Here is a 20,960-nt window from a genome sequence, read left to right on the forward strand (position 1 = left end):
TATGACGATCGATCCCGGCCAGCGGCTACGCGACGAATTACGCCGAGCCATCGACGATAACGGTCCCGGGGCCAGGGACGCCGAAATCGCATTGGGAGACGGGTCGATCGGAAAACGGCTGCGCGCCGCGATTCTCGCATTGGCGGCACGCCGCGGTCCGCAAAGCAGCATCTGCCCATCGGATGCTGCCCGGGCCATCGGCGGCGAGAACTGGCGCGAGACCATGACCGATGCCAATGCGGTGGCGCGAGACCTGGCGAAATCCGGTGATGTGAAGATTACGCAGCGCGGCAGCATCCTGGACCCCGAAGAGACATGGCGGGGACCCATCCGCATCACGATTGCCGACATCGCCCAGACGTAGGCTAGCGGGCATGGCCATCGAATCGGCAATGCTCGCCCTTGGTACCCCCGCGCCATCTTTCCGGCTGCCCGAGCCAGCGACCGGCGGCACCGTCGGCCTTGACGACCTGACGGGTCCCGCGCTGGTGGTCACCTTCATCTGCAACCACTGCCCCTACGTGCAACACGTCGCCGCCGGACTCGCCGAGCTCGGTCGGGACTTCATCGACAAAGGTGTGGCAATGGTCGCAATATCCAGCAACGACGTCACCACCTATCCACAGGATGGACCGGAGCAGATGGTCGCCGAGGCCCGGCGCCACGGCTGGACGTTCCCCTATCTCTACGACGAGACCCAGGACGTTGCCCGCGCCTTCTCCGCGGCGTGCACCCCTGACACATTCGTTTTCGACGGCGAGCGCCGACTCGTGTATCGAGGCCAACTCGACGATTCGAGGCCGAAGAACGAGTTGCCGGTGACCGGAGCCGACGTACGCGCTGCGGTGGACGCGGTGCTTGCCGGACGGCCAGTTGACGCCGAGCAGCGGCCGTCCATCGGTTGCGGAATCAAGTGGCGCTGACCGTCATCGAGCGTTCCTACCCGTTTGCGAGGCCGTCGACCGCTGCCTGCAACGTGGTTGCTGGCAGTCGAACGTCATTGGTGGACAAGCATTTTCCATGAGTCTCCGCAGGGGATCACGCAGTCGCTGCCGCTTGCTTTTTCCGACATCAATTGCGGTATCAGGCTTTAACGTGTGACTAATGATGCCAGTGTTACTGAACTGACGGAACATGTTGCAGCACTAAGACATTGAGCCGGCATTTCGCAGTTTTCTTGCCGGACAAGGGTATTTTGTCGGCCGCCATGTTTGAGCTGCGGTCATATGGCTATGCAAGGTGAGTGCGGTGAGTTCCCACTTGGACCCCCGCTCGAATCACACGCGAATCAAAGGAGCCATAGTGAGGCTTACAACTACCAGTGTCAAGACAGCCATCGGTGCTGCCGGAGTCGCGGCGGCTTGCGTCTTCGGAGCAGGGATCGCTTCTGCCGCGCCGCCAACCATCGAAGGGTTCGGAACCAGCCAACAGCTGGTCAGCGGACCGATGATCACGACCTACACGGTCGGCAACCTCCAGCAGAGCACGGTTACGATCCCCGGCTACACCCCCAAGGGAACGCTCTACCAGGCTGATATCACCGCCAGGTCGGACGCCGGCACCGTCACCCCCATGGTGAAGAATTTCAGTGCCCGCGGGCCGAACGGTCAGACCTACAAGCTGATCGACAAGGCCTCGGCACCGGGTAGCTTGAACCCGGCGCCCATTCCGCAAGGCAGCGAATCGACAGGGACCCTGTACTTCGACGTGACCGGTGCGCCGCCGAATGGTGTCGCCTACAACGACGGATTTCAGGACGTTCTGATCTGGACGTCGAACGTGGCCGGCGAACCGTCGCCGGGCACACCGCCGAACTCAGGTCCGGCCCCGGGCGGACTTCCCGCTCCGGCGACTCCTAGCTAATCCCAGAGCTAATCCCGAAGGCTCCCCGCGCCACTCGCTAGTGGCGCGGGGAGTTTTAGCTGCGATCAATCCGACTACTTGTCGTCTGAGTCCTCGTCTTCTGAGTCCTCGTCGTCATCTTCGTCGTCATCGTCGTCTTCGTCGTCTTCGTCATCTTCGTCGTCATCGTCATCGTCATCGTCCGAGTCGTCGTCATCGTCATCGTCCGAGTCGTCGTCCTTGGCCTTTTTGGCGTCCTTGTCGGCCTTATCGTCGGATTCTCCAGACTCGGAAGAGCCACCGGACTCGGCCTGATCTGCATGCCTGGTCAGAAGCTCAGCCAACTCTCGGGCCTCGTCAGGACTCAACTCGTCGACGAGCAACCGCTCGTTGCTATCCGAGAAGCGCTCGACGTAAACCGTGTTGTCCTTGGAACCGACGTCCCACCGCCCGCCCTCTTGACTACTCATTAGTGCCGCCTTCCGGCTAGTGACTTGTGATCCAGACCTGACGCCCCTCGGCGCTAAGCACTCGTTTACCCAGTGCTTGTATCAGCGCAAACAGCCATGTCGGGGCGGGCCCGAGGTGCGTGACGAGACGGCCGATCGAACATCTACCAAATACACTGCGCTACAAGGCAATCCGATGAGTGCGGTTAGTCAGGCCGAGGCCGGGGTGAAAACGGCGACTGGACGCAAGGTGTTCAGCATGACGAGTGGAATGTGCCGGCTTGTCGATCGCTGATAGGAGACGTACGGCGGGTACAGATGAGACATGTACTCCCATACCTCGTGGCGTTCGGTAGCCTCGGGTTCGCGCCAGGACGCTTCGAACGCTTGAGTTGCCACCTGCACCTCGATGGTTTCACTGGCGACAATGTTCAGGTACCACTCCGGGTGGGCGTCGGCCCCGCCCTTGGACGCCACAATCACGATCTCCCCGCCGACGTTGCCGTAGATGAGCGGCTTGATAAACGTCTTGCCCGACTTGCGTCCCACGTATTTGACCAGGCAGTGGGTCGTCATCTTGCGACCGCCCAGAGGACTTAGGTCGACGATGTGACCCTGGGACCCGCCGGAGCGCAGGTACCTCTCGAGGTGCTCGTTCATCCAGTCGCCGCGTTCGGCGCGAATTGCCGCAGATTCGGCATTGCCCATGAATCGAACCCTTCCCCTTTAAACGCGACTCGGTTCGGTCTCGGCCCGGGGCGGGGTCTCCACCGCGGTCATGGCGGCGGCAAGGCTGCTCCGGACAGATCGGGTGGTAGCTCGCATCGGCGTCACGGACCGGGCGAAGAAGACCGTATAGAAGGCGGTGCTGAAAACTATTGTCGCCCCGACGATGAGCGGTCCAAACAGCAACGGGTGGCGCGCCATCGGCTCGGCAAGATAACGGCAGCACAGCAACAGCAGGGTTAGAAATGCCGTCCCCGAAGCTATCAACCCAATCTGCGACCACCTGCCGCCACGCAATGGTTCGCGCAGTGCCGCCTCCGCTGTCAGACACAACGTCGCGCCTGCCACCAGGTCCACGCCGTAGTGGTAACCGAAGCCGAGCGTGGCTGCGATGGTGGCCATCAGCCAGATCGTGCCGCCCGCACGCAGCCAGCGAGGTCCGCCACGGGAGTGCAGGAAAACCGCCAGGGCCCATGCCGTGTGCATCGACGGCATGCAGTTGCGCGGTGTTCGGGCGTCGAAGGTCACGGGTCGCGGCGACAGATCAATCCGTGGCAGGGCGTGCGGCCAGTAGTTGCCGACCTCGAAGCCCTGACCCGCAGCACCGAAGGCGAATTCGGGCCCGACAAGGGGGAACAACACGTAGATAACGGGCCCGATCAGTCCGAGTAGCAGGAACGTCGGCACCAGGAAGTGTCGTGGCCAGCCGGCGGTGCGGACGTTGCGCAACTGATAGATCGCGACCACCATGGCCGCCACGGGTAACTCGATGTACACCCAGTGCAGGGCTGCGGTGAACACCGGACCGCCTGCCTGCAAGAGCCTCCCGAACAACCAGGATGGTTGTGCTAGTGCGTGATCGGCCAGTAGCGCATATTCGTCGAAGACCATTGGCCGAGTGATCGCCGTGATGCGCAGCCAGCTATCGCCGACTTTGGTTGCGATAACCAGCAGCAGGCCGAAAGCGACTCCGCGAAAGTCAGCGGTAGGTTCGGCCTTGCACCAGCGTCGCAAGGCCACCAGAGCCAAGCCGGTAAGCACGATCAAGGGACCGTTACCCAGGGTCAGCACGCCGCCGCGCAGCATCCGCTCCGCAGCGAAAACAACGTCGAGAGCCGCAGCCACCGACAGGGCGACAAAGCGCCACCGATTGGACAGTCCGGCCATGGCCACGCCCAGTCCGACCCACGACACCGTGGCCGACTTCGGGGTAGCGACATAGTCGCTGATCAGGCTGTGCAACGGCCCCTGGAATCCGGCACCGCTCGCGGCGACCTGCAACCCCACCAGCAAAGCGGCGATCATCGCGACCGCGATCGCCGGCCACGTGCGGGCCAAATGGACGCGCACCTGTGCGGGCCTCACCTCGGGGATGAACACCCGCAGAATTCTAGGTGTCCGACTGACGTCAGTGGTATTAATCCCGCAGGAGTGCCACAAGTATCCGTCGAGGGCACGATGAACAGATGAGCATCGCGTCAAGGCCCGCCCGTGCCGTCCTCGAACGCCTGCCCGACATCCGCTCGTGGCAGGAGGACCTGTACCGCGACATCCACCAGCACCCCGAACTGCCTCACCAGGAAACAAGAACCGCCGGGCTGGTCGCCGAGAAACTACGCGGTTCGGGGTACGAAGTTCATTCCGGCATTGGCGGCACCGGTGTTGTCGGACTATTCCAAAATAGCAGTGGCCCAACGGTTTTACTGCGTGCGGATATGGACGCGCTGCCCGTCGCGGAGGCCACCGGTCTCCCCTACGCCAGCGTTGTGAGTGCGACCGACAGCGCCGGCAACGAGGTGCCGGTGATGCACGCATGTGGTCACGACGTGCACGTCACGTGTCTGCTGGGCGCGGCCGCGCTGCTCGCCGCAGGCACCGAACACTGGAATGGCACTGTAGTGGCGCTGTTTCAGCCGGCCGAGGAAGTTGGCGATGGTGCGCGCGGCATGGTCGATGACGGGCTCAGCCAGGCCATACCCCCGGTCGACGTCGCATTTGCCCAGCATGTCCTTCCCGCGCCGGCCGGACTGGTCGGTACACACAGTGGCCCGGTGCTTTCGGCCGCCGACAGCATGCGGATCACGGTCTACGGCCGCGGCGCACACGGCTCGATGCCGCAGGCAGCCGTCGATCCGGTGGTGCTGGGCGCGATGATCGTCCTACGACTGCAGACCATCGTTTCTCGCGAGGTTGCTCCGGCCGACACCGTCGTCCTGACCATTGGCAGCATCCAGGCCGGCAGCAAAAGCAATGTGATCGGCGACCGCGCCGTGCTGGAGCTGAACTTGCGCACCTACGACCAAGACGTGCGCCGCGCGGTGCTTGACGCGATCCGCCGAATCGTCATCGCCGAGTGTCGGGCCTCGGATTCGCCGAAGGATCCGGAATTCGAGCTCTACGACAGTTTTCCGCTCACCGTCAATGACGACGAAGTCACCGAGCGGGTCAGTGCCGCATTCGCGGAATTCTTCGGTGAGCGCTATCGGCCGATGCCGGCCCAGTCGGCAAGTGAGGACTTCAGCGATATTCCCAATGCGGTGGGCGCCCCCTACACCTACTGGGGCATCGGTGGAATCGACGAGGCGCGCTACCGCGAAGCTGCCGACGCCGGCCGCGTCGCCCGCGACATCCCCGTCAACCATTCGCCGACCTTCGCCCCGGTAATCCAGCCCACCCTCGACACCGGCACCGAGGCGCTCGTCGTTGCCGCACTGGCGTGGCTTGCCCGGTGACTACGACCCGTCGGGATCGCTTCCGTAGCCGCCTCGGGGGCTAGGTGCGTTGAGACCGAAGCGGACCCCGAGCATCCGGATGGCGAAGCAGACCGCGATAGCTAACAGCGCGGCCACCAGACCGTAGCGGCCGAGCTGCATCGCGGCGACGGTGATCGCGGCCGCAGCCAGGGCGGGGATGGCATACAGTTCGCTGCGCAATACGGTAGGGATCTGGCGGACCAGGGTGTCGCGGATCGTTCCGCCCCCTACGGCAGTGACCACGCCAAGCAGCAGTGCGGGCCCGATCCCCAAACCGAAGACGGCGGCTTTGTTCGCGCCGATGACCGCGAACACGCTGAGCCCCAGGGCATCAAGCACAGTGATCGGCATCTCCAACCGGTCCAAGCGCTTGCTCAAACCGAAGGCGATCAGGCCACCGGCAGCGGCGAGAGGAAAATAGCGCCAGTCGACGAACGTGGCAGGCGGGATGGCGCCGATTAGGACATCGCGGATGATCCCGCCGCCCAAAGCCGTGATCATGCCGAGGGTCACGACTCCCACGATGTCGAGTCGCGCGACGCGCACCGCGGTCAAAGCGCCGTTCAAGCCGAAGACGAACGTGCCAGTCAAGTCCAGGACGAGCAATAGTTCCGTTTGGGCGCTCACCTACCGTACTTATCACGGCTCGTCCGTATGGCCGGCGCGTGATCACGAACAATCAGAGAGAATCGCCTGATGGCAACCGAACGCGAAAAGCCACCAGCGGCCGCGGCGAAGCAATCCCGCGCTCGGGTCACGCGAGAGGACCTGGAGCGGTTCGGCGACGAGGACCAGGTGCGCGAGGCGTGGGACGAGGGACGGCTCCGCGACGAGCAACCGCCGCATCACCGCTAGTAAGTTCACCGGCCATCGTGCCGGATCAACCCGGTGCGGATCTAAGCTGAGCGGCTTCTCACTCGGCGGCGGCGCCTTCGACCATCACAGCCAGCTGTTCCTGTGCCCGTGCGACGTGGACAACAAGGAGTGGCCCGACGACGACGGTCTGCCCGCCGCCGAGACTCGACTCGACGAAACTCTCAGTGAGCCCGGCGATGTCCTGCACTATCTCTGTGATTACGGCGACAGCTGGGAGCTGACGCTGCGTCTGGAAGAAGTTCATTCCGCCGAGAGTGGTTGCCTCGCAGCGGTTGTCGTCGGCGGTTAGCGAGCCGCGCCGCCAGAAGACTGCGGGCATCTAGTAGATGCCCGCAGGCTCGCCGAGGTACTCGACGACCCCGCGCTGTTCGACCCGGAGCGGGTCAACAAGGGATTCAGCGACGCGTACTTCGTGCTGCGCGAGGCAGGCATCGACGTGCGACTGGTCGATCTGGTTCATTGGCTCACGTACAGCCCGCACGGCGACGAACTGACGGGCGGCGCTCACGCTGACCGGTACGCGATCGCTGGACTCGGTTGTCCTTGCCGACAATCTGCGGGCGTATCAGTGGTTTCTGGATCGCGCCAACGACGGCGGAATTCCGTTGACAACGGCCGGATACCTCAAACCCGCTGATGTCAATGAAGCCTCGAAAGTGGTTCCGGCAATGAATGATTGGTTCGGCACACACAACCGTGAAGTCCACTGCTATCCGCTGCTGCGTTTCCGCGAAGGCGTGCAGGCGTTGGGACTGCTGCGTAAATACAAGGGCACGCTGTTGCTGACCAAGGCCGGCGAAGCGGCCCAACGTGACGCCGACAGACTGTCGGAACATATATCGCATCGCTTGATTCCCAAGTCCGACAAAACGTTCGACGCGCAAGCGACCCTGCTGATGCTGACTTTTGCGGCTGCGTCGGCTGGTTCAACATTGCCGTTGGACAAGATTGCGGCGCTGTTGGCCGAGCTGGGCTGGCGCCATTCCGACGGTCGGACTCCCGCGGGATCGTCCCTCTACCATCTTCCCGTCAACGAAATTCTGATCAACGTGACCGACCAGCCCGTCACTCGGGCGCTCCGGGATATCGTGAGTCCGGCGGCAGCTGCATTGGCACGCAAGGCGCTGGGCGGAAACTGAGACCTTCGCGCAAGAATTGCGCGCGTTTGCCCGTCGTGTTCAGCCCACCACCGCCGACTAGCAACCAGGCGGCGAGGCTTTCGTGATTCAGGCGGCACGGACGTGCGCCATTGACTACGAGACACCCGTGCTCGCTGTTTGGGGTGGAGTCACCGTCCGGAAGCCAGTAGTCGCCTGGCCGACTCGACCAGGTGCTCCGCCGCGCGGTTCATCTTCTTCAACTCCGCTGAGGTCAGGTTCTGATGCGTATAGGCAGCCTTGTTCTTCATGTTCAACAGCGTGTTCAGGTGTCGTTCGGATCCGCTGCTCGCCCGGTTCGGCAGAGCGACGGCCTCGTTATGGTTGCCGGTGTTCGAGTACACACCGAGGCGGACGCAGCAGATCACGTCCGAAGCGGCAATACCGGCGTCGACGTATAGATCGCCGGCGGCGTTGGGCATCTCCTCACCCAGATGATCAGCGGCGGCGAAGAACTCGTTCGCCTTGGACATGCGCCCCGCGGTGACCACGGCGTCGCAGTCGCGTTGTCCCGCCATCAGGACCTACTCGCTGCCGGAGAATTCGGCCGCAACTGCGTGTTGAACCAGGCCCGTGTCCCAGCGACGGTCAGGCCCTGCTTGGCCACCTCACGAAGCAGGGGTTCACCGGCGGAGGCCGCGGCGGCGAGATCGTGTTCGGTGTACTCGATGACACGGGCGTCGTTGCCGGTCCACGCGGTGACCAGTCGCTTGTGAAGTGGCGGAAAATCCGGCGGTGGTGGTGGGCGAGCCGTGAAGACCTGGAAAGCGACCAGGAAGCCGAGTAAACACCCCGTGCGGTTACAGCGGGGCGGCCCTCCTACCGCGGCGCCACGGTGACGCCGCCGCTTTCATGGACGCGCCGCTGACGAGGTAATTCGGCGAGCAGGTCACGCGGACGGACCGACGGCTCGTAAAATCGCTCCTGATCACCGCGAATCTTGTTGTTAAATATCGCGATTGGCCAGCCAATGCGCCGGTGGACCCCAGCGGCGTAACCCCGAACGGTTCGGGCTCGAGGTGCTTGCGGGCCAGGCCGCCGAACATCGTCCTGGTGGTCTGCTTGCGGTCCGACGCGGCCAGGTTCGTCCGGCGCCAATGAGCGCACCCGTAAATAGCGGTAACGCAGTTGCCCAGCTCAGCGCCCGTAACTGGCTGAAAGCCGACCGTGCTTAAGGTGCACAGACGCGCAGGTCGTTCAGCGTCGCGCATGACGTGTGGTCCCTGAGTGGTCCCAGTGCGACCCCGCTGCCTGAGGGAATCATCTCTAGCTGATATCAGTTAAAGCTGATAATATGCCGTGGTGCGGAAATGGGAGGTCGATCTGACCCTCATCGAAGCATGGATCGACACCCTCGATGACGACGAATACGACAACGTGATTGCGGCTCTTGAGCAATTGGAGGAATACGGACCGGTCACGCGCCGACCGTTCGTAGACACCCTCGAAGGATCAGAGCACCCGAACATGAAGGAGCTTCGGCCCCGCGCCACGAAAGGCGGAGCGCACATACGAGTCCTCTTCGCCTTCGACATCCAATCTCGGGCGATCATGCTGGTCGCCGGAGACAAGGCAGGAAATTGGACGAAGTGGTACGCGACGAACATCCCCACCGCCGATCGCCTGTTCACCGAACACCAACAGAAGCTAATAAAAGAGGCTGAAGCGGCCAAAGCCGCCAAGCCGAAGACAAGAAAGGGGAAGAAACGATGACCTCGCTTGATGATCTTCGACGTCGCCGTCCGGGCAACCGTGTCCGCATTGACGCAATCAAGGACGAGATGGATCGGGAGGTTGCCCAGTACCGCCTCCGCGAGCTGCGCGAAGACGCTGGTTACACCCAGACCTCCCTCGCAGCAGCCATCGGCGTCGGACAGAACCGCGTTTCCCAGATGGAGCACGGCAATCTGGGCACCAGCCGGGTCGACACCCTCCGCAAGTACGTTGAGGCGACCGGCGGTGAGCTAGAAGTTGCGGTGAAGCGCCCAGACGGGTCTCGCGTCTTACTGAGCCTCTGATATCGCCGGAACGGGCGGGATATGTGACAACACTGCAAAGCGCATTTATGAAGCTAGATCGCGCGAAAACGCACCGCGATGCCTTGCGTGCAGATGTCGAGGCGTTTCGCGCACGAGACCCTCATGACTGGGAAATCCAGCAGTCGAGCTATCGCGACCCGAACGACCGCCTGACATTCAGCATTGTGGTCAAGGTAAAAGAAGAAAAGCCCGACCACTGGGGCGTTGTTGTCGGTGATGTGCTCACGAACTTGCGTGCTGCACTTGACCACGCAGTCTTTGGTCACGCGTCAGCGCGGGGCGCATTGACAGCGCGCCAAGAGAAAAACATGTACTTCCCTATCATCACCGATTCGGCGAAATGGCAAGGAGTACAGGCTAATTTAGGCCCCTTGGTTGACCCCGGCGTCCTTGCCGTGATTGACCAGAGCCAGCCGTTCCATTTCCCCCTGCAGCAAGGCGGGCCAGACTGGCACCCGCTCGCTGTGCTAGACGGCCTTGTGAATCATGACAAACACCGCACCGTTCGGACCGTCTCTTACGTCAACGAAGACTTCACAATCGTTAACAGTGAGCTGCCGGTCGCCACTGTGAACGCCCAGCCCGTCGAGATGGACGACGGTGCAGTCGTCGCAACGGTAACCCTTGAGCTGCCACCGGCAACTCCCGTGCGAGTCTGCGATCCGAGATCGCATGACCTGCGGCCAGTGAATTTCCAGGTCGAAAATGGCTACATCGAAAAGATCGAACTACCAAACGTGAGCAATACACGGCCGTTGCTCTTCGTGATGGACGCCGCGGTGGACGGCGTCGAAAAGGTGCTCAATGATCTGCAAGCGGCCGGCTGCTAGGTATCACCCGCTTGTTCACTTTCGACGCGAACACGACACCCTAGATATATCCCTCTACCAGGTTATTGCCTAGCGCGTCGCGTTCACTTTGCCGCGGGGTAGAGAATCCGATCTCGGCGGCTGATACGCAGGCAAGGCCGAGGGCATCCGAGGTTAGCGTGTCGACCTGGTCGACATTGCCGGCTTCGGCGCCGTCCCGGACGCTCGCTTCACACCAGCACACCGGGCAGGTTGCACTGTCGTCGCCGCATGTTAGCTTTCCGGCGATCGACGTGTTGTTGAGGACGTCCGCGCAGACCGGGTAGAGATGCGGAGGGGCCACGATGCGATTGCTGACCTGGAACATCCAACGCGGTGGCGGCCGCCGAATCCCGTCAATCGTCGGTCAGATTGCACAGTTGCAACCCGATGTCGTCGGCCTCACCGAAGTTACGTTCGGAAACCTGGAAGTCCTTCGCCTCTCTCTGGTCGACCGGGGATTTGAACACATCGCGACCACCTGCTCAGCAGGGAACGCCAATAGTGTCCTTGTCGCGTCCAAGTTGCCTTTCAAGGTCGTCGAGAACCCCATCGCCCAAGACCGAGAGCGCTGGCTAGCGATCGAGCTCGACGGCCCAAAAATATACGTGCTGTGCGTTCACATACCGGGAGGCACCGACAACAAGTTCGGCGCAGACGGCGTTGGAGTATCGGGCAAGAAGCGCAAGGAATTGATGTGGGATCAAGTGATTCGGTTCGCCAGACAACGTAGCGGGGACAAGACAATCCTCTTGGGCGACTTCAACACTGGGCTTCCGGAAGATGCGGAAGGTACACCCTTTGCGCTCTCCGACTATATGCGCGTGTTACGGCTGGAAAAGTACGTTGACACATGGCGCTACCTCAACCCACACGCACGAGAATTCACTTGGTATACGAAGCGCAAAAACAAGGGCACCGGTGTCTCGGAGGACTACAACGGCTTCCGCCTCGACTACGTCTTCGTGTCGCCTGCACTGCGCAACGAAATCGTCGACGTACGACACGTTCACGAGGTCCGAACGGACAAGATCTCCGATCACGCGATCGTACTTGCTGATCTGGCCGTAGTGGCCGGAGCCCACCGCACGGCCGAAACGACTAAGACCGGGAGATCAACGCTGAGCCATGAACAAGCCGGACCTGCGACTCTCGGAGGAACTGAGGTGCCCGTTCCCGACCAGTCGCACGACTCTCTCGTCGCAGCGTTGACAAAGGCCCGGATTGCGGCGGGCAATCATGAGTTCATCCGAAGGTTTACCACCCAGATCGGCATCACCTCATACCGGGTTGTGGACAGGCCCGACAAGCCGTGTGTCGTCGCGTCGAGGCGCGACGGTCAACGCGATCTACACATTTTCTATGGGTACACGACCGGGTTCACCTCTGAAGAAGAGATCGCCCGCCTGTTTGGTGCTGGGGCGGGCAGCAACGTCAATTCGCCGAAGGGCACCTGGTGGGTGGAACATCCTGTCAATCGGGTCCGCCCAAGCAGCAAGCCTTCCCGCGACGCGCGGCGCGAAGGACGCATATGCGACTGCGGGATGCAATTGTCCGTGACCGGCGTTTGCAGCAGCTGCGACTAGCCGGATCAGTGATTTTAGCGGGGCCCGTTGGGTTAAACGGATGTCCGCAACTTCATCAACCACGAGTCAGCCTCCTCGGTGGGTTTGGCCGTCACTGTCGGCCCTGCAAAGTAGGGTCAGGTTTGTTTGGTGCTTGAGGCAGACGGAAGAGGGGCCGCCGCATGGATGCGTTCGGTGTACTCGACGAGGTTCTGGGCGACTACGAGAACTTCGTCAAGGGCTTCCTGGAAACCAAGGACGACCAGATCCGCAGCAAAGTCGAAAAAGAGATCGCCGACGGTCTCCTGTGGCCGGAGCCCTGGCTTGCGCTGAACCCGGCGTTCGAGTCTGGCGGAGCGGTCGGCGAATTGGTTGAACGCCAACTCCTGCACCCGGATGCGATCCAGATCTTTCGGGCACGGACCGAGCAAGACCCGGTCGGCCAGGAGATCGCTTTCCATCGCCATCAGACCCATGCGTTTGGGATTTCGGCGGTGGGCAATTCGACGACTCTCCTACAGAGACCACGTGACTCACCATCCGTTGGGACGATGCCCTTGGATTGGGGATCGGCACCGTGGCAGAAATCTGGGACGAAACCGTAGTGGGAGGCGAACCGCACGTAATACGGTGTCGGGACAACCACATTGGCGACCACACCGCCTTGAGGCAGCCCATCCGGTCAGCCAGGATCTTGGCCGGAACCCCGCCGATCGCCTCAAGGCCTCGGCAATCATCGCCAACGTGGTCGAGGCCTTCTCGTCAGCGGCGAAGCGCACGAACCGCCACCGCGAATACGCCAGCACCGCGCAAAACACCATCACCCCCGGGTGCGGCTTGGGCCCAGTCCATCACCAGATAGTCACCCGGTGACCACACCCCAGGACGCCGCTGATGCCGGTTAGCATTGCGCCACAACACTTTCTGCTCGGCCACCAACCGGCGGAAGTTACGTGCCGAGCCCTGATAACCGGCCGCACGGGCAATCGGCAACATCCGCTTCGCCGACATCTTGCCCTTCGACTTCTCGATCCGAGTGGCGACCAGCTCGGTGAACGCATCGACATTGCGTGGTCGCGGATCCCGCGGCGGCGCCCCGCCGGCCTCGGCCCGCTCGATGACCCGCTTGACCGTCTTATGCGTCGTGCCGCACAGCTCGGCCGCGCCGCGATACGACCCGACCTGGCGATACGCAGAAATGATGTTCATACGCTCCCTTGCAGACTTCAATAGAGCTCCCTGGGCGGTGGGGTGACAGTTGGCGCTATCACCGTCACCGCCCAGGCCCACAGCTCCCGGAAATGACACGCGAGCCCGCAAAGGAGTGGGGACTTCTAGTTGGCCACCAGTGGGGACTTCCTACTGGCCACAAACGGGGACTTTCTCATGGCCGTGGACAGCGACGGCGAGTTCTACCGTCTACGCGACCACCACGCCGCCTCCCAAACCCTGCGCCGAAGCACCACCGGCACCTGCCAGCAACTGCACCGAGCCCTACTCACAGGTGAGGAATTCGACAAGCACCGTCTGAGGACCTTCGATGAGCGCGCTCAGGGACTTGTCGTCAGAACACACCCGGAGCTACGGGCCCTACCCGTGTTCCTACAAACGGGGTTCGAATCGTGTCTCCCATGTCCATCAGGCACCCTTCCGACTCTGCGGTGAACATGAAGTCACCGCGCAACGTGCCATCGGCCATCGGTGGATAAATCCACCACTGCGGGACAACAGTTTGTTGCAAGTGGTTGTCGCACCGCGTCTCCATGGTCTGGGACGTGTGGAGTTCCCAGCGGTCAACCAAATAGACGAACGTGCGTCGAAACTGCGGGCCATCAATGGGCCGAAGGTCGTCGTACAGCTGCAGTGAGAGCACGCTGCATACTTGTACACACGACGGACTGAACGCGAAGAATTTGCTCTCTATACCCGCGTGCTTGAGCGGCATCCTCCTCTTGCCGGTGTAACTAGCTTGAGCAGAGTCAAAATCCAGCCGGTATGTTCCTTCGAATAGCGGAAGATTTGCAGTCATCGACGCGGCAGTCCGTGCGCTCTGCTGAGAGGGAGGCGCGGCACTACAGCTTGCATTCATAACGACCACCGCCGCAGCCGACGCTATGAGCAACGTGCTGCGCACCCAGGGGTCCCGCTCACCCACCCGGATCATGTTAGCTGCCAATGCTTCATGTGACGGCCTCGCCCCGATTGTCACTACGTCGACCATCATCGCGACCCGCGAGTTCTCGTACTTACGGCGCATTTAAGTGCCGCGCTTGAACCTCGCGCGCGGGTAGCGCTGGCGGATCCAAATGTGACCGCCAGTCCCATTGAAAATTCTTGCGCACAGCATGGCCGAGGGCGGGGGTATGTCATGCCGTCGGCTTCAGCCCCTGATAAATGATGGGCACGAGTTCACCGAGCAGCTTCGACGACAGCTCAGAGTTATTGAGAATCTGCGTAGATAAATCTTCCGAGGACGCCATGGCTGCAATTACGGCGGTGACGAACTCGTTCTTTAGGTCCGGGCTGGCCGAGAACTGAGCGAGGGTGTTTTTCGGCGCCTGCTGCTGAAGGGTCTCCATTTCTTCGAGCCGGTCCTTAATATGGGTGACGAATTTGCGAACGCGGAATCGGGGTGCTCGCCGGAGAACAGGTCGTTGATCTGGGCGACGACCTGCTCTAGGGCAACCCGTGATCGCCAGCGAGCAAGGTCTTCGTAGTTGACGATCTGCGACACGAAGTCGTACTGGCGCAGGAACGTGCCGATGTCTTTGCGGAAGATGTTCGGCTCTTCTAGGGCCAGGCTGTCGCCGTGGTCGCGAGCGTGGCGTTCCCAATCCCGGATTACGTCGCGTGCTGGCTTAATCCAGCTCGGAATCCTCAACATCTGAGGCGCGTTGCTACCCGTGGCATCCTGAACACAATTGATGCGGTCTCGGATCTCTCCAAAAACCGCCTCTGAACTGCTACGTCTTTCGTCGGGCTGACAGGATTTGAACCTGCGACCACTTGACCCCCAGTCAAGTGCGCTACCAAACTGCGCCACAGCCCGATGCCGCCGAAAACTACCGGCAGCAGGTCGACAGCCTACCGCAGTGCGTTAGCCAAACCGCCACGCCCTATCCACACGCGAGTCGATACGCGGCCACTGCGGCGCGGAGTACAGCGGAAACGACTTCCCAATGGGCTCGTCGCGCGCAGGCGCCGTGGCGGCACGACTCGATCGAGATCAGTTGTCGCTCGGAGCCGGGCAAAAAAGGTATACAACCCGGCAGAGATGCTGGTGAGGCAGATGTGACAAAAGTGCCGTCTTCAAGCCCCTCGTCAGCGGCGCCTGGTTCCGCGCTTTTCGCGCACCCGCACATTGATCCGGATCGGGCTGCCCTCAAATCCGAACGTCTCACGAAGCCGCCGCTCCAGGAACCGCCGGTAACCGGCCTCCAAGAAACCCGAGGTGAACAGGACGAAGGTCGGCGGCCGCGCGGTGGCCTGAGTGGCGAACAGGATGCGGGGCTGCTTGCCGCCGCGCACCGGCGGCGGCGTGGCGGCCACCACCTCTTTGATCCAACTGTTGAGCGGGCCGGTCGCGATCCGGGTGTCCCACGACGCCAACGCGTTTTCCATCGCAGGCACCAACTTCTGCACGGCCCGGCCCGTCTTGGCGGAGATGTTGACCCGCTGCGCCCAGCGCACCTGCACCAACTCGCGGTCGATCTCGCGTTCCAGCAACTCGCGGCGGTCCTCGTCGACCAAGTCCCATTTGTTGTAGGCCAGCACCAGCGCCCGGCCGGCCTCGATCACCATCGACAGCACCCGCAGATCCTGCTCGGTGAGCGGCTGCGAGCCATCGATCAGCACGATCACCACCTCGGCGGAATCGATGGCGCCATGCGTACGCACCGAGGCGTAGAACTCGTGCCCGCTGGCCTGGCCGACCTTTCGCCGCAAACCGGCGGTGTCGACGAACCGCCACACCTTGCCACCCAGATCGATCAGGGAGTCCACGGGGTCCACGGTGGTGCCGGCAACGTCGTGCACCACCGAGCGCTGATCGCCGGCCAACTTGTTCAGCAAGGAACTCTTGCCCACGTTGGGTTTACCGACCAGCGCAACCCGACGCGGTCCCCCGCCCGCCGGCGCCGCTTCGGACACCTCCGGCAAAGCGGCCAGCACCGCATCCAGGAGATCGGCCACACCGCGACCGTGCATGGCACTGATTCCATACGGCTGGCCCAGGCCCAGCGACCACAACATGGCCGCGTCGGACTCGACCTTGTCATTGTCAACCTTGTTGGCAGCCAAGAACACTGGCTTGCCCGAGCGCAGCAGGATGCGCGCGGCTGCTTCGTCCGCGGCGGTGGCGCCTACCGTGGCGTCGACAACCAAAACGACTGCGTCGGCGGTGCGCATGGCGACCGACGCCTGCTCGGCCACCAACTGCTGCAACCCTTTAGCGTCGGGCTCCCATCCCCCGGTGTCCTGCACGACGAACCGACGTCCGGTCCACAGCGCGTCGTAAGACACCCGGTCCCGCGTCACGCCTGGGACGTCCTGCACCACCGCCTCACGTCGGCCGATGATGCGGTTGACCAACGTCGACTTGCCCACATTGGGGCGGCCGACGATCGCGACCACAGGTGCCGGACCCGACTCGCCAAGCTCGTCCGACTCGAAATCAGAGAGTTCCCAATCGCTTTCGTCGGCCCACGTTCCGTCACCGGTCAACGTACTGCCTCATTTCGCTGGGTCACCAATTCCTGAAGATGCGCGATCACCTGTGCCTCGGTCATGTCGCTGGTGTCGACGACGATCGCATCCGAGGCCGCCCGCAGTGGAGACACCGCGCGGGTGGAGTCGAGGCGGTCGCGCCGACGCACGTCGGCGAGCACGGCCTCATAATCGTCGGGCAGACCCGCTTTGACGTTCTGCGCGTTGCGCCGCTCGGCGCGCGTTTCGGCCGAAGCGGTGAGGAAGATCTTTACCGGGGCATCAGGGAACACCACGGTTCCGATGTCACGACCTTCCACCACGATGGTCTCCGAGCCCTCCGCCATTTCGCGTTGCAAATCGACGAGACGGTCGCGAACGGACGGCACCGCAGAGACCGCCGAGACGGCACGGGTGACATCGTCGCCGCGAATCTCTGACGAAACATCCTCTCCGCCAAGGGAAAAGTCGCTCGAGTCGGGGTCGTAACCGACCGACAACCGCACCCTAGCCGCGGTCTGGCCAACCGCATCGGGATCCGCCGGGTCGACTCCGGCGCGGAGCACGGCCAGCGTCACAATCCGATACATCGCCCCGGTGTCGAGGAAACGAGCGTCCAGTCCACGCGCCAATCCCCTTGACACTGAAGACTTTCCGGTACCGGCCGGACCATCAATCGCTACTACGACACCCATTACAATCCGACCGCCTTGTACAGTTGCCCCACCTCGTCGTGCCGCAACGCCCGAACCGAACCCGGCCGCTGCTTACCCAGCGTCACAGCACCGATATCGGTACGCACCAACGCTTCCACCGGAAACCCGACCGCAGCGAGCAGCCGCCGCACAATCCGGTTGCGTCCTTCGTGCAGCGTCACCCGCACCAGCGATTTGCCCGGGATCGAGTCCACCACCGCGAAATCGTCGACCCGCACCGGTCCGTCGTCCAATTCGATACCGGCCCGCAGTTGCTTGCCCAATCCGCGTGGCACCGCGCCCGTCACCGTAGCCAGGTAGGTCTTGGGCACCTCGTGGGACGGATGCATCAGCCGATGCGCCAACTCTCCGTCGTTGGTCAGCAGGATCAAACCTTCGGTATCCGCGTCGAGGCGGCCCACATGGAATAACTTCTTGCTGCCCCGGACTTTTCGCTCGATCAGGTCACCGATGCAGGGTCGGCCGCGATCATCGGACATCGTCGAATGCATGCCGCGGGGTTTGTTCAACGCCAGGTAAACCAGTGAATCGTCGAGGACCACCCGGGCGCCGTCGACACGGATCACCGAGGCATCCGGATCGACGCGGGTGCCCAACTCGGTCACCACCTGCCCGTCGACCTCGACACGGCCCTCGACGATCAACCGCTCGGCAGCGCGTCGGGAGGCAATTCCAGCTTGGGACAACACTTTCTGTAAGCGGGTCCCCTGCGGCTCGTCGAATTCGACCATCAGTCGTGGTCCACGTCGAACGAAAGCGCCTGCTCGGTAGTCTGTCCGCCGGCGAGTTTGATGAAACGTGGCTCGCTGTCCAGGGTTTCGCTGAGATCGTCGATCGTGTCGACGTCGGGAAGCAGGGGCGCGATGTCGGGCAGCTCGGTCAGCGACGTCAGACCCAAACGCTCCAGAAAAAGTTCGGTGGTGGCGAATGTCACCGCACCACTGTCTTCGTCGTTTCCAACCTCGGTAATCAGCCCGCGCGCCAACAACGTTCGCATCACGGCGTCGACGTTGACACCACGCACCGCGCTCACCCGAGCTCGTGTCACCGGCTGGCGGTAGGCAACCACGGCCAGCGTCTCGAGCGCGGCCCGGGTGAGTTTGCTGCGGGCGCCGTCCAGCAACAGTTTCTCCACGTAGGGCGCGAACCGGGCACGGGTGTAAAGACGCCAGCCCTCGCTGGTGTGCCGCAGGTCGAAGCCGCTGTCGCGTTCGGTGAATTCATCGGCCATCAGCCGCAACTTCGCGGCGATCCGATACACCGGCTGCTCGGTGGCCGAGGCCAGTGCCTCAGCGGTCACCGGGCTGTCCACCACCAGCAGCAGCGACTCCAGCACACGTCCGAGTTCGTCGGGATCCATCTCGGCGGGCTCGGCGATATCCGGGATGTCCGGGATACCAGCCTGCAGCTCGTCGGCTTGTTCGGTCATCAATGATCTCGCACTTCTAGCAGGGATTCGTTTGCCGGTCGTTCCCCGGTCCACGAAACCTGGAGCACGCCAAGGGGCTCGGACTGGTCGAATGCTACCGCCCGCGACCGATACAGTTCGAGCAGCGCGAGGAAGCGCCCGACGATCTCGACCGACACGGTGCAGTCGGCGACCAGCTCAGAAAAAGACGCCCACTGGCCGCTGCCGCGCGCTTCGAGCAGGGTCAGGATGTGTCTGGCCTGCTCGGGCACCGAGACCGGCTGCACATGCAGATGCCCAAGGCCCACCGTGGCGACCGGCCGTGGAGTGAAGGCGATGGCGGCGATCTCAGCGAACCGCGCCGCGTCGACGCCGAGCATCACCTCCGGCAGCAGGCCTTCGAATCGCTCCTCGAGCGATACCGAGCGGGGATAGCTGCGCAGCGCCGTGGCTTCCAACTCAGCGAACATCTCCGCGACGTGCTTGAACGCCCGGTACTGCAGCAACCGCGCGAACAGCAGGTCACGCACCTCCAGCAGTGCCAGATCTTCCTCGTCGTCGACCTGCCCGGTGGGCAGCAGCCGGGCCGCCTTCAGGTCGAGCAGGGTTGCGGCCACCACCAGGAAGGCGGTCGTTTCCTCGAGGTCGAGCTGGGCACCTATCGCCTTTGTGTAGGCGATGAAGTCGTCGGTGACCTGGTGCAAGGCCACCTCGGTGACATCTAGCCGATGCGCGAAAATGAGCTGCAGCAGCAGGTCAAACGGACCCTCGAAGTTGTTCAGCCGGACCTGAAAGCCGTTCTCGGGTGCCGCTTGACCGGTTGCTGGGCTACTCGGGACGCCGTTCACACGCCGAATCGGTCGATGAACTCGCGAGCCAGTGCGCGATACGCCAAAGCACCGCCGGACCGGGGGGCCCAGGTGGTGATGGGTTCGCCCGCGACGCTGGTCTCGGGAAAGCGGACGGTTCGGGAAATCACGGTGTCGAACACTAGGTCACCGAACCGCTCGACGACGCGGGCCATCACCTCCCGCGAATTCACGGTGCGCGGGTCGTAGCGGGTGATCAGAATTCCGCTGATGTCCAATTTGGGGTTGAGCCGCTCCCGTACCTTGTCGACGGTGTCGGTGAGCAGCGCCAGCCCACGCAGCGAGAAAAACTCGCACTCCGTGGGGATGACCACGCCCTCCGAGCAGGCCAGGCCGTTGACGGTCAGCAGGCCCAACGACGGCTGGCAGTCGATCAGCACATAGTCGTAGCGATCCAGCACCGGGTACAGCGCGCGGGCCAGCGTCTGCTCGCGGCCAACCTCGTTGACCAGCTGGATCTCCGCCGCCGAAAGGTCGATATTGCTGGGGACCAGATCCAGGTTCTTGACCCGAGTGTGGATCAGCACGTTGTCGATCGACGTCCGCGGCTCAACCAGCAGGTTGTAGACGGTCTTGTCCAACTCCCAGTGCGGCACGCCCAGCCCGGCGGACAACGCCCCCTGCGGGTCCATGTCCACCAGCAGCACCCGTCGGCCGTACTCGGCCAAGGCTGCACCGAGGTTGATCGTCGAGGTGGTCTTGCCGACGCCGCCCTTCTGGTTGCACATCGCGACGACCTTGGCCGGGCCATGTGACGTGAGCGGCTGGGGTTCTGGAATCGCCCGCGGCGGCCGGCCGGTCAGGCCGATCTCCGGGCCACTAGCCGGTTGGTCGGTCATGCCCGGTGGCGGCTGGTGGTGACGGGCGTCAGGGTGGACATCGCAGGAAAGTCTAACGGCTGGGCGCGCCTGGGCCGAGAGACCCGCGGGCAAATCAACCTGCGCGGAAATCTGCGTCCGATGAGGATGGCGGCCTTGTTGGGATCATCGCTTGAACTTGGGTGGGTTG

27 protein-coding genes, 1 tRNA gene and 3 pseudogenes are annotated in these 20,960 nt (G+C 62.8%); 13 read left to right on the forward strand and 18 right to left on the reverse strand.

The window, feature by feature from the left end:
* Position 1 precedes the first annotated feature (1 nt).
* The 3 genes from A5634_RS00755 to A5634_RS00765 all read left to right on the forward strand — a co-directional run bounded on the left by A5634_RS00755 (position 2) and on the right by A5634_RS00765 (position 1,863).
* Entirely contained in the window at positions 2-364 is a 363-nt protein-coding gene (locus A5634_RS00755; protein WP_172831576.1) for a DUF3253 domain-containing protein, read from the forward strand.
* A gap of 10 nt (positions 365-374) precedes the next feature.
* Positions 375-923: a thioredoxin family protein gene (locus A5634_RS00760; protein ID WP_065142166.1), complete on the forward strand. Its 549-nt coding sequence runs from the start codon at positions 375-377 to the stop codon at positions 921-923.
* 379 nt (positions 924-1,302) lie between these two features.
* Complete coding sequence (locus A5634_RS00765) at positions 1,303-1,863, forward strand: MPT63 family protein (RefSeq protein WP_065142167.1); 561 nt, start codon at positions 1,303-1,305, stop codon at positions 1,861-1,863.
* 74 nt (positions 1,864-1,937) lie between these two features.
* Here A5634_RS00765 and A5634_RS28475 read toward each other — a convergent pair whose 3' ends face one another.
* The 3 genes from A5634_RS28475 to A5634_RS00780 all read right to left on the reverse strand — a co-directional run bounded on the left by A5634_RS28475 (position 1,938) and on the right by A5634_RS00780 (position 4,397).
* Positions 1,938-2,312: a hypothetical protein gene (locus A5634_RS28475; RefSeq protein WP_065142168.1), complete on the reverse strand. Its 375-nt coding sequence runs from the start codon at positions 2,310-2,312 to the stop codon at positions 1,938-1,940.
* 189 nt (positions 2,313-2,501) lie between these two features.
* Positions 2,502-2,999: a nitroreductase/quinone reductase family protein gene (locus tag A5634_RS00775; RefSeq protein ID WP_065142169.1), complete on the reverse strand. Its 498-nt coding sequence runs from the start codon at positions 2,997-2,999 to the stop codon at positions 2,502-2,504.
* A gap of 18 nt (positions 3,000-3,017) precedes the next feature.
* Positions 3,018-4,397, reverse strand: coding sequence for a phosphatase PAP2 family protein (locus tag A5634_RS00780; RefSeq protein WP_253861438.1), 1,380 nt, complete (start codon positions 4,395-4,397; stop codon positions 3,018-3,020).
* An 86-nt stretch (positions 4,398-4,483) separates the two neighbouring features.
* Between A5634_RS00780 and A5634_RS00785 the strand changes: the two genes are divergently transcribed.
* Positions 4,484-5,749: an amidohydrolase gene (locus tag A5634_RS00785; protein ID WP_065142170.1), complete on the forward strand. Its 1,266-nt coding sequence runs from the start codon at positions 4,484-4,486 to the stop codon at positions 5,747-5,749.
* Here A5634_RS00785 and A5634_RS00790 read toward each other — a convergent pair whose 3' ends face one another.
* Positions 5,750-6,397 carry a trimeric intracellular cation channel family protein gene (locus A5634_RS00790; protein ID WP_065142171.1) on the reverse strand — a complete coding sequence of 216 codons (648 nt, stop codon included), beginning with the start codon at positions 6,395-6,397 and terminating at the stop codon, positions 5,750-5,752. It abuts the gene before it with no gap.
* A 69-nt stretch (positions 6,398-6,466) separates the two neighbouring features.
* On the opposite strand from A5634_RS00790, the gene A5634_RS28480 reads away from it, so the two are divergent.
* Both A5634_RS28480 and A5634_RS29020 read left to right on the forward strand, forming a co-directional pair.
* Positions 6,467-6,625 carry a hypothetical protein gene (locus A5634_RS28480; protein ID WP_172831577.1) on the forward strand — a complete coding sequence of 53 codons (159 nt, stop codon included), beginning with the start codon at positions 6,467-6,469 and terminating at the stop codon, positions 6,623-6,625.
* 115 nt (positions 6,626-6,740) lie between these two features.
* Complete coding sequence (locus A5634_RS29020; RefSeq protein WP_253861439.1) at positions 6,741-6,935, forward strand: plasmid pRiA4b ORF-3 family protein; 195 nt, start codon at positions 6,741-6,743, stop codon at positions 6,933-6,935.
* Between the two features lie 30 nt (positions 6,936-6,965).
* Here A5634_RS29020 and A5634_RS29025 read toward each other — a convergent pair whose 3' ends face one another.
* Positions 6,966-7,106, reverse strand: coding sequence for a hypothetical protein (locus tag A5634_RS29025; RefSeq protein WP_253861440.1), 141 nt, complete (start codon positions 7,104-7,106; stop codon positions 6,966-6,968).
* A 145-nt stretch (positions 7,107-7,251) separates the two neighbouring features.
* Between A5634_RS29025 and A5634_RS29030 the strand changes: the two genes are divergently transcribed.
* The gene (locus A5634_RS29030) at positions 7,252-7,785 is read left to right on the forward strand and encodes a hypothetical protein (protein WP_253861441.1); all 534 of its coding nucleotides are present in this window, start codon (positions 7,252-7,254) and stop codon (positions 7,783-7,785) included.
* Positions 7,786-7,934: 149 nt separating this feature from the next.
* Here A5634_RS29030 and A5634_RS00805 read toward each other — a convergent pair whose 3' ends face one another.
* Together A5634_RS00805 and A5634_RS29035 are read right to left on the reverse strand one after the other, a co-directional pair.
* On the reverse strand, positions 7,935-8,321 hold the full coding sequence (locus A5634_RS00805) for a hypothetical protein (protein ID WP_065142174.1): 387 nt from the start codon (positions 8,319-8,321) through the stop codon (positions 7,935-7,937).
* Positions 8,321-8,512 (reverse strand): annotated as a pseudogene (locus A5634_RS29035) (nucleotidyltransferase domain-containing protein); the annotation flags it as partial. The pseudogene A5634_RS29035 and the gene A5634_RS00805, both read right to left, overlap by 1 nt.
* A gap of 593 nt (positions 8,513-9,105) precedes the next feature.
* On the opposite strand from A5634_RS29035, the gene A5634_RS00810 reads away from it, so the two are divergent.
* From A5634_RS00810 to A5634_RS27865, 3 genes are read left to right on the forward strand one after another with little or no spacing between them, the layout of a single operon-like run.
* Positions 9,106-9,516: a type II toxin-antitoxin system RelE/ParE family toxin gene (locus A5634_RS00810; protein ID WP_065142244.1), complete on the forward strand. Its 411-nt coding sequence runs from the start codon at positions 9,106-9,108 to the stop codon at positions 9,514-9,516.
* Positions 9,513-9,821, forward strand: a complete 309-nt coding sequence (locus A5634_RS00815) for a helix-turn-helix domain-containing protein (protein WP_015293144.1) — start codon at positions 9,513-9,515, stop codon at positions 9,819-9,821. Before A5634_RS00810 ends, A5634_RS00815 begins: the two co-directional genes overlap by 4 nt.
* A gap of 23 nt (positions 9,822-9,844) precedes the next feature.
* On the forward strand, positions 9,845-10,672 hold the full coding sequence (locus A5634_RS27865) for a hypothetical protein (protein WP_155769274.1): 828 nt from the start codon (positions 9,845-9,847) through the stop codon (positions 10,670-10,672).
* A gap of 40 nt (positions 10,673-10,712) precedes the next feature.
* Here A5634_RS27865 and A5634_RS00830 read toward each other — a convergent pair whose 3' ends face one another.
* Positions 10,713-10,994, reverse strand: a complete 282-nt coding sequence (locus A5634_RS00830; RefSeq protein WP_081290114.1) for a hypothetical protein — start codon at positions 10,992-10,994, stop codon at positions 10,713-10,715.
* Position 10,995: 1 nt separating this feature from the next.
* Here A5634_RS00830 and A5634_RS26765 point away from each other — a divergent pair, with 1 nt between their 5' ends.
* Together A5634_RS26765 and A5634_RS26770 are read left to right on the forward strand one after the other, a co-directional pair.
* Positions 10,996-12,276 (forward strand): endonuclease/exonuclease/phosphatase family protein, encoded by a 1,281-nt coding sequence (locus tag A5634_RS26765; RefSeq protein WP_081290115.1) that lies wholly within the window; start codon positions 10,996-10,998, stop codon positions 12,274-12,276.
* Positions 12,277-12,437: 161 nt separating this feature from the next.
* Positions 12,438-12,860: a hypothetical protein gene (locus tag A5634_RS26770; RefSeq protein ID WP_253861446.1), complete on the forward strand. Its 423-nt coding sequence runs from the start codon at positions 12,438-12,440 to the stop codon at positions 12,858-12,860.
* Here A5634_RS26770 and A5634_RS00845 read toward each other — a convergent pair.
* Positions 12,803-13,485, reverse strand: a pseudogene (locus A5634_RS00845) (helix-turn-helix domain-containing protein); the annotation flags it as partial. The gene A5634_RS26770 and the pseudogene A5634_RS00845 sit on opposite strands and share 58 nt — an antisense overlap.
* A 168-nt stretch (positions 13,486-13,653) precedes the next feature.
* Here A5634_RS00845 and A5634_RS30205 point away from each other — a divergent pair.
* Positions 13,654-13,743 (forward strand): annotated as a pseudogene (locus A5634_RS30205) (IS21-like element helper ATPase IstB); the annotation flags it as partial.
* A 76-nt stretch (positions 13,744-13,819) separates the two neighbouring features.
* Here A5634_RS30205 and A5634_RS00850 read toward each other — a convergent pair.
* The 9 genes from A5634_RS00850 to A5634_RS00890 all read right to left on the reverse strand — a co-directional run bounded on the left by A5634_RS00850 (position 13,820) and on the right by A5634_RS00890 (position 20,791).
* On the reverse strand, positions 13,820-14,410 hold the full coding sequence (locus A5634_RS00850) for a hypothetical protein (RefSeq protein WP_155769275.1): 591 nt from the start codon (positions 14,408-14,410) through the stop codon (positions 13,820-13,822).
* 211 nt (positions 14,411-14,621) lie between these two features.
* Positions 14,622-14,834, reverse strand: coding sequence for a hypothetical protein (locus A5634_RS29040; protein WP_065142180.1), 213 nt, complete (start codon positions 14,832-14,834; stop codon positions 14,622-14,624).
* 396 nt (positions 14,835-15,230) lie between these two features.
* Positions 15,231-15,304, reverse strand: a tRNA-Pro gene (locus tag A5634_RS00860).
* 272 nt (positions 15,305-15,576) lie between these two features.
* Positions 15,577-16,977, reverse strand: a complete 1,401-nt coding sequence (gene der / locus A5634_RS00865) for a ribosome biogenesis GTPase Der (RefSeq protein ID WP_065142181.1) — start codon at positions 16,975-16,977, stop codon at positions 15,577-15,579.
* Positions 16,974-17,654, reverse strand: coding sequence for a (d)CMP kinase (cmk, locus tag A5634_RS00870; protein WP_065142182.1), 681 nt, complete (start codon positions 17,652-17,654; stop codon positions 16,974-16,976). Before cmk ends, der begins: the two co-directional genes overlap by 4 nt.
* Entirely contained in the window at positions 17,654-18,406 is a 753-nt protein-coding gene (locus A5634_RS00875) for a pseudouridine synthase (RefSeq protein ID WP_065142183.1), read from the reverse strand. The genes cmk and A5634_RS00875 overlap by 1 nt, the downstream gene beginning before the upstream one ends.
* Positions 18,406-19,104 carry an SMC-Scp complex subunit ScpB gene (scpB, locus tag A5634_RS00880; protein WP_065142184.1) on the reverse strand — a complete coding sequence of 233 codons (699 nt, stop codon included), beginning with the start codon at positions 19,102-19,104 and terminating at the stop codon, positions 18,406-18,408. The genes A5634_RS00875 and scpB overlap by 1 nt, the downstream gene beginning before the upstream one ends.
* Complete coding sequence (locus A5634_RS00885; RefSeq protein WP_065142185.1) at positions 19,104-19,931, reverse strand: segregation/condensation protein A; 828 nt, start codon at positions 19,929-19,931, stop codon at positions 19,104-19,106. The genes scpB and A5634_RS00885 overlap by 1 nt, the downstream gene beginning before the upstream one ends.
* Positions 19,928-20,791, reverse strand: coding sequence for a ParA family protein (locus tag A5634_RS00890; RefSeq protein WP_065142186.1), 864 nt, complete (start codon positions 20,789-20,791; stop codon positions 19,928-19,930). Before A5634_RS00890 ends, A5634_RS00885 begins: the two co-directional genes overlap by 4 nt.
* Positions 20,792-20,960: the final 169 nt, after the last annotated feature.

The sequence above is a fragment of the Mycobacterium asiaticum genome (assembly GCF_001673365.1).
Taxonomy (GTDB): Bacteria; Actinomycetota; Actinomycetes; order Mycobacteriales; family Mycobacteriaceae; genus Mycobacterium; species Mycobacterium asiaticum_A.

Coding starts and splice junctions, on each gene's coding strand:
- A5634_RS00775 (WP_065142169.1), bottom strand. CDS start 2,999: ATGGGCAATGCCGAATCTGCGGCAATTCGCGCCGAACGCGGCGACTGG.
- A5634_RS26770 (WP_253861446.1), top strand. CDS start 12,438: ATGGATGCGTTCGGTGTACTCGACGAGGTTCTGGGCGACTACGAGAAC.
- A5634_RS28475 (WP_065142168.1), bottom strand. CDS start 2,312: ATGAGTAGTCAAGAGGGCGGGCGGTGGGACGTCGGTTCCAAGGACAAC.
- A5634_RS28480 (WP_172831577.1), top strand. CDS start 6,467: ATGGCAACCGAACGCGAAAAGCCACCAGCGGCCGCGGCGAAGCAATCC.
- A5634_RS29025 (WP_253861440.1), bottom strand. CDS start 7,106: ATGAACCAGATCGACCAGTCGCACGTCGATGCCTGCCTCGCGCAGCAC.
- A5634_RS26765 (WP_081290115.1), top strand. CDS start 10,996: ATGCGATTGCTGACCTGGAACATCCAACGCGGTGGCGGCCGCCGAATC.
- cmk (WP_065142182.1), bottom strand. CDS start 17,654: ATGGGTGTCGTAGTAGCGATTGATGGTCCGGCCGGTACCGGAAAGTCT.
- scpB (WP_065142184.1), bottom strand. CDS start 19,104: ATGACCGAACAAGCCGACGAGCTGCAGGCTGGTATCCCGGACATCCCG.
- A5634_RS00785 (WP_065142170.1), top strand. CDS start 4,484: ATGAGCATCGCGTCAAGGCCCGCCCGTGCCGTCCTCGAACGCCTGCCC.
- A5634_RS00760 (WP_065142166.1), top strand. CDS start 375: ATGGCCATCGAATCGGCAATGCTCGCCCTTGGTACCCCCGCGCCATCT.
- A5634_RS00755 (WP_172831576.1), top strand. CDS start 2: ATGACGATCGATCCCGGCCAGCGGCTACGCGACGAATTACGCCGAGCC.
- A5634_RS00890 (WP_065142186.1), bottom strand. CDS start 20,791: ATGACCGACCAACCGGCTAGTGGCCCGGAGATCGGCCTGACCGGCCGG.
- A5634_RS00805 (WP_065142174.1), bottom strand. CDS start 8,321: ATGGCGGGACAACGCGACTGCGACGCCGTGGTCACCGCGGGGCGCATG.
- A5634_RS00875 (WP_065142183.1), bottom strand. CDS start 18,406: ATGGTCGAATTCGACGAGCCGCAGGGGACCCGCTTACAGAAAGTGTTG.
- A5634_RS29040 (WP_065142180.1), bottom strand. CDS start 14,834: ATGGAGACCCTTCAGCAGCAGGCGCCGAAAAACACCCTCGCTCAGTTC.
- A5634_RS00815 (WP_015293144.1), top strand. CDS start 9,513: ATGACCTCGCTTGATGATCTTCGACGTCGCCGTCCGGGCAACCGTGTC.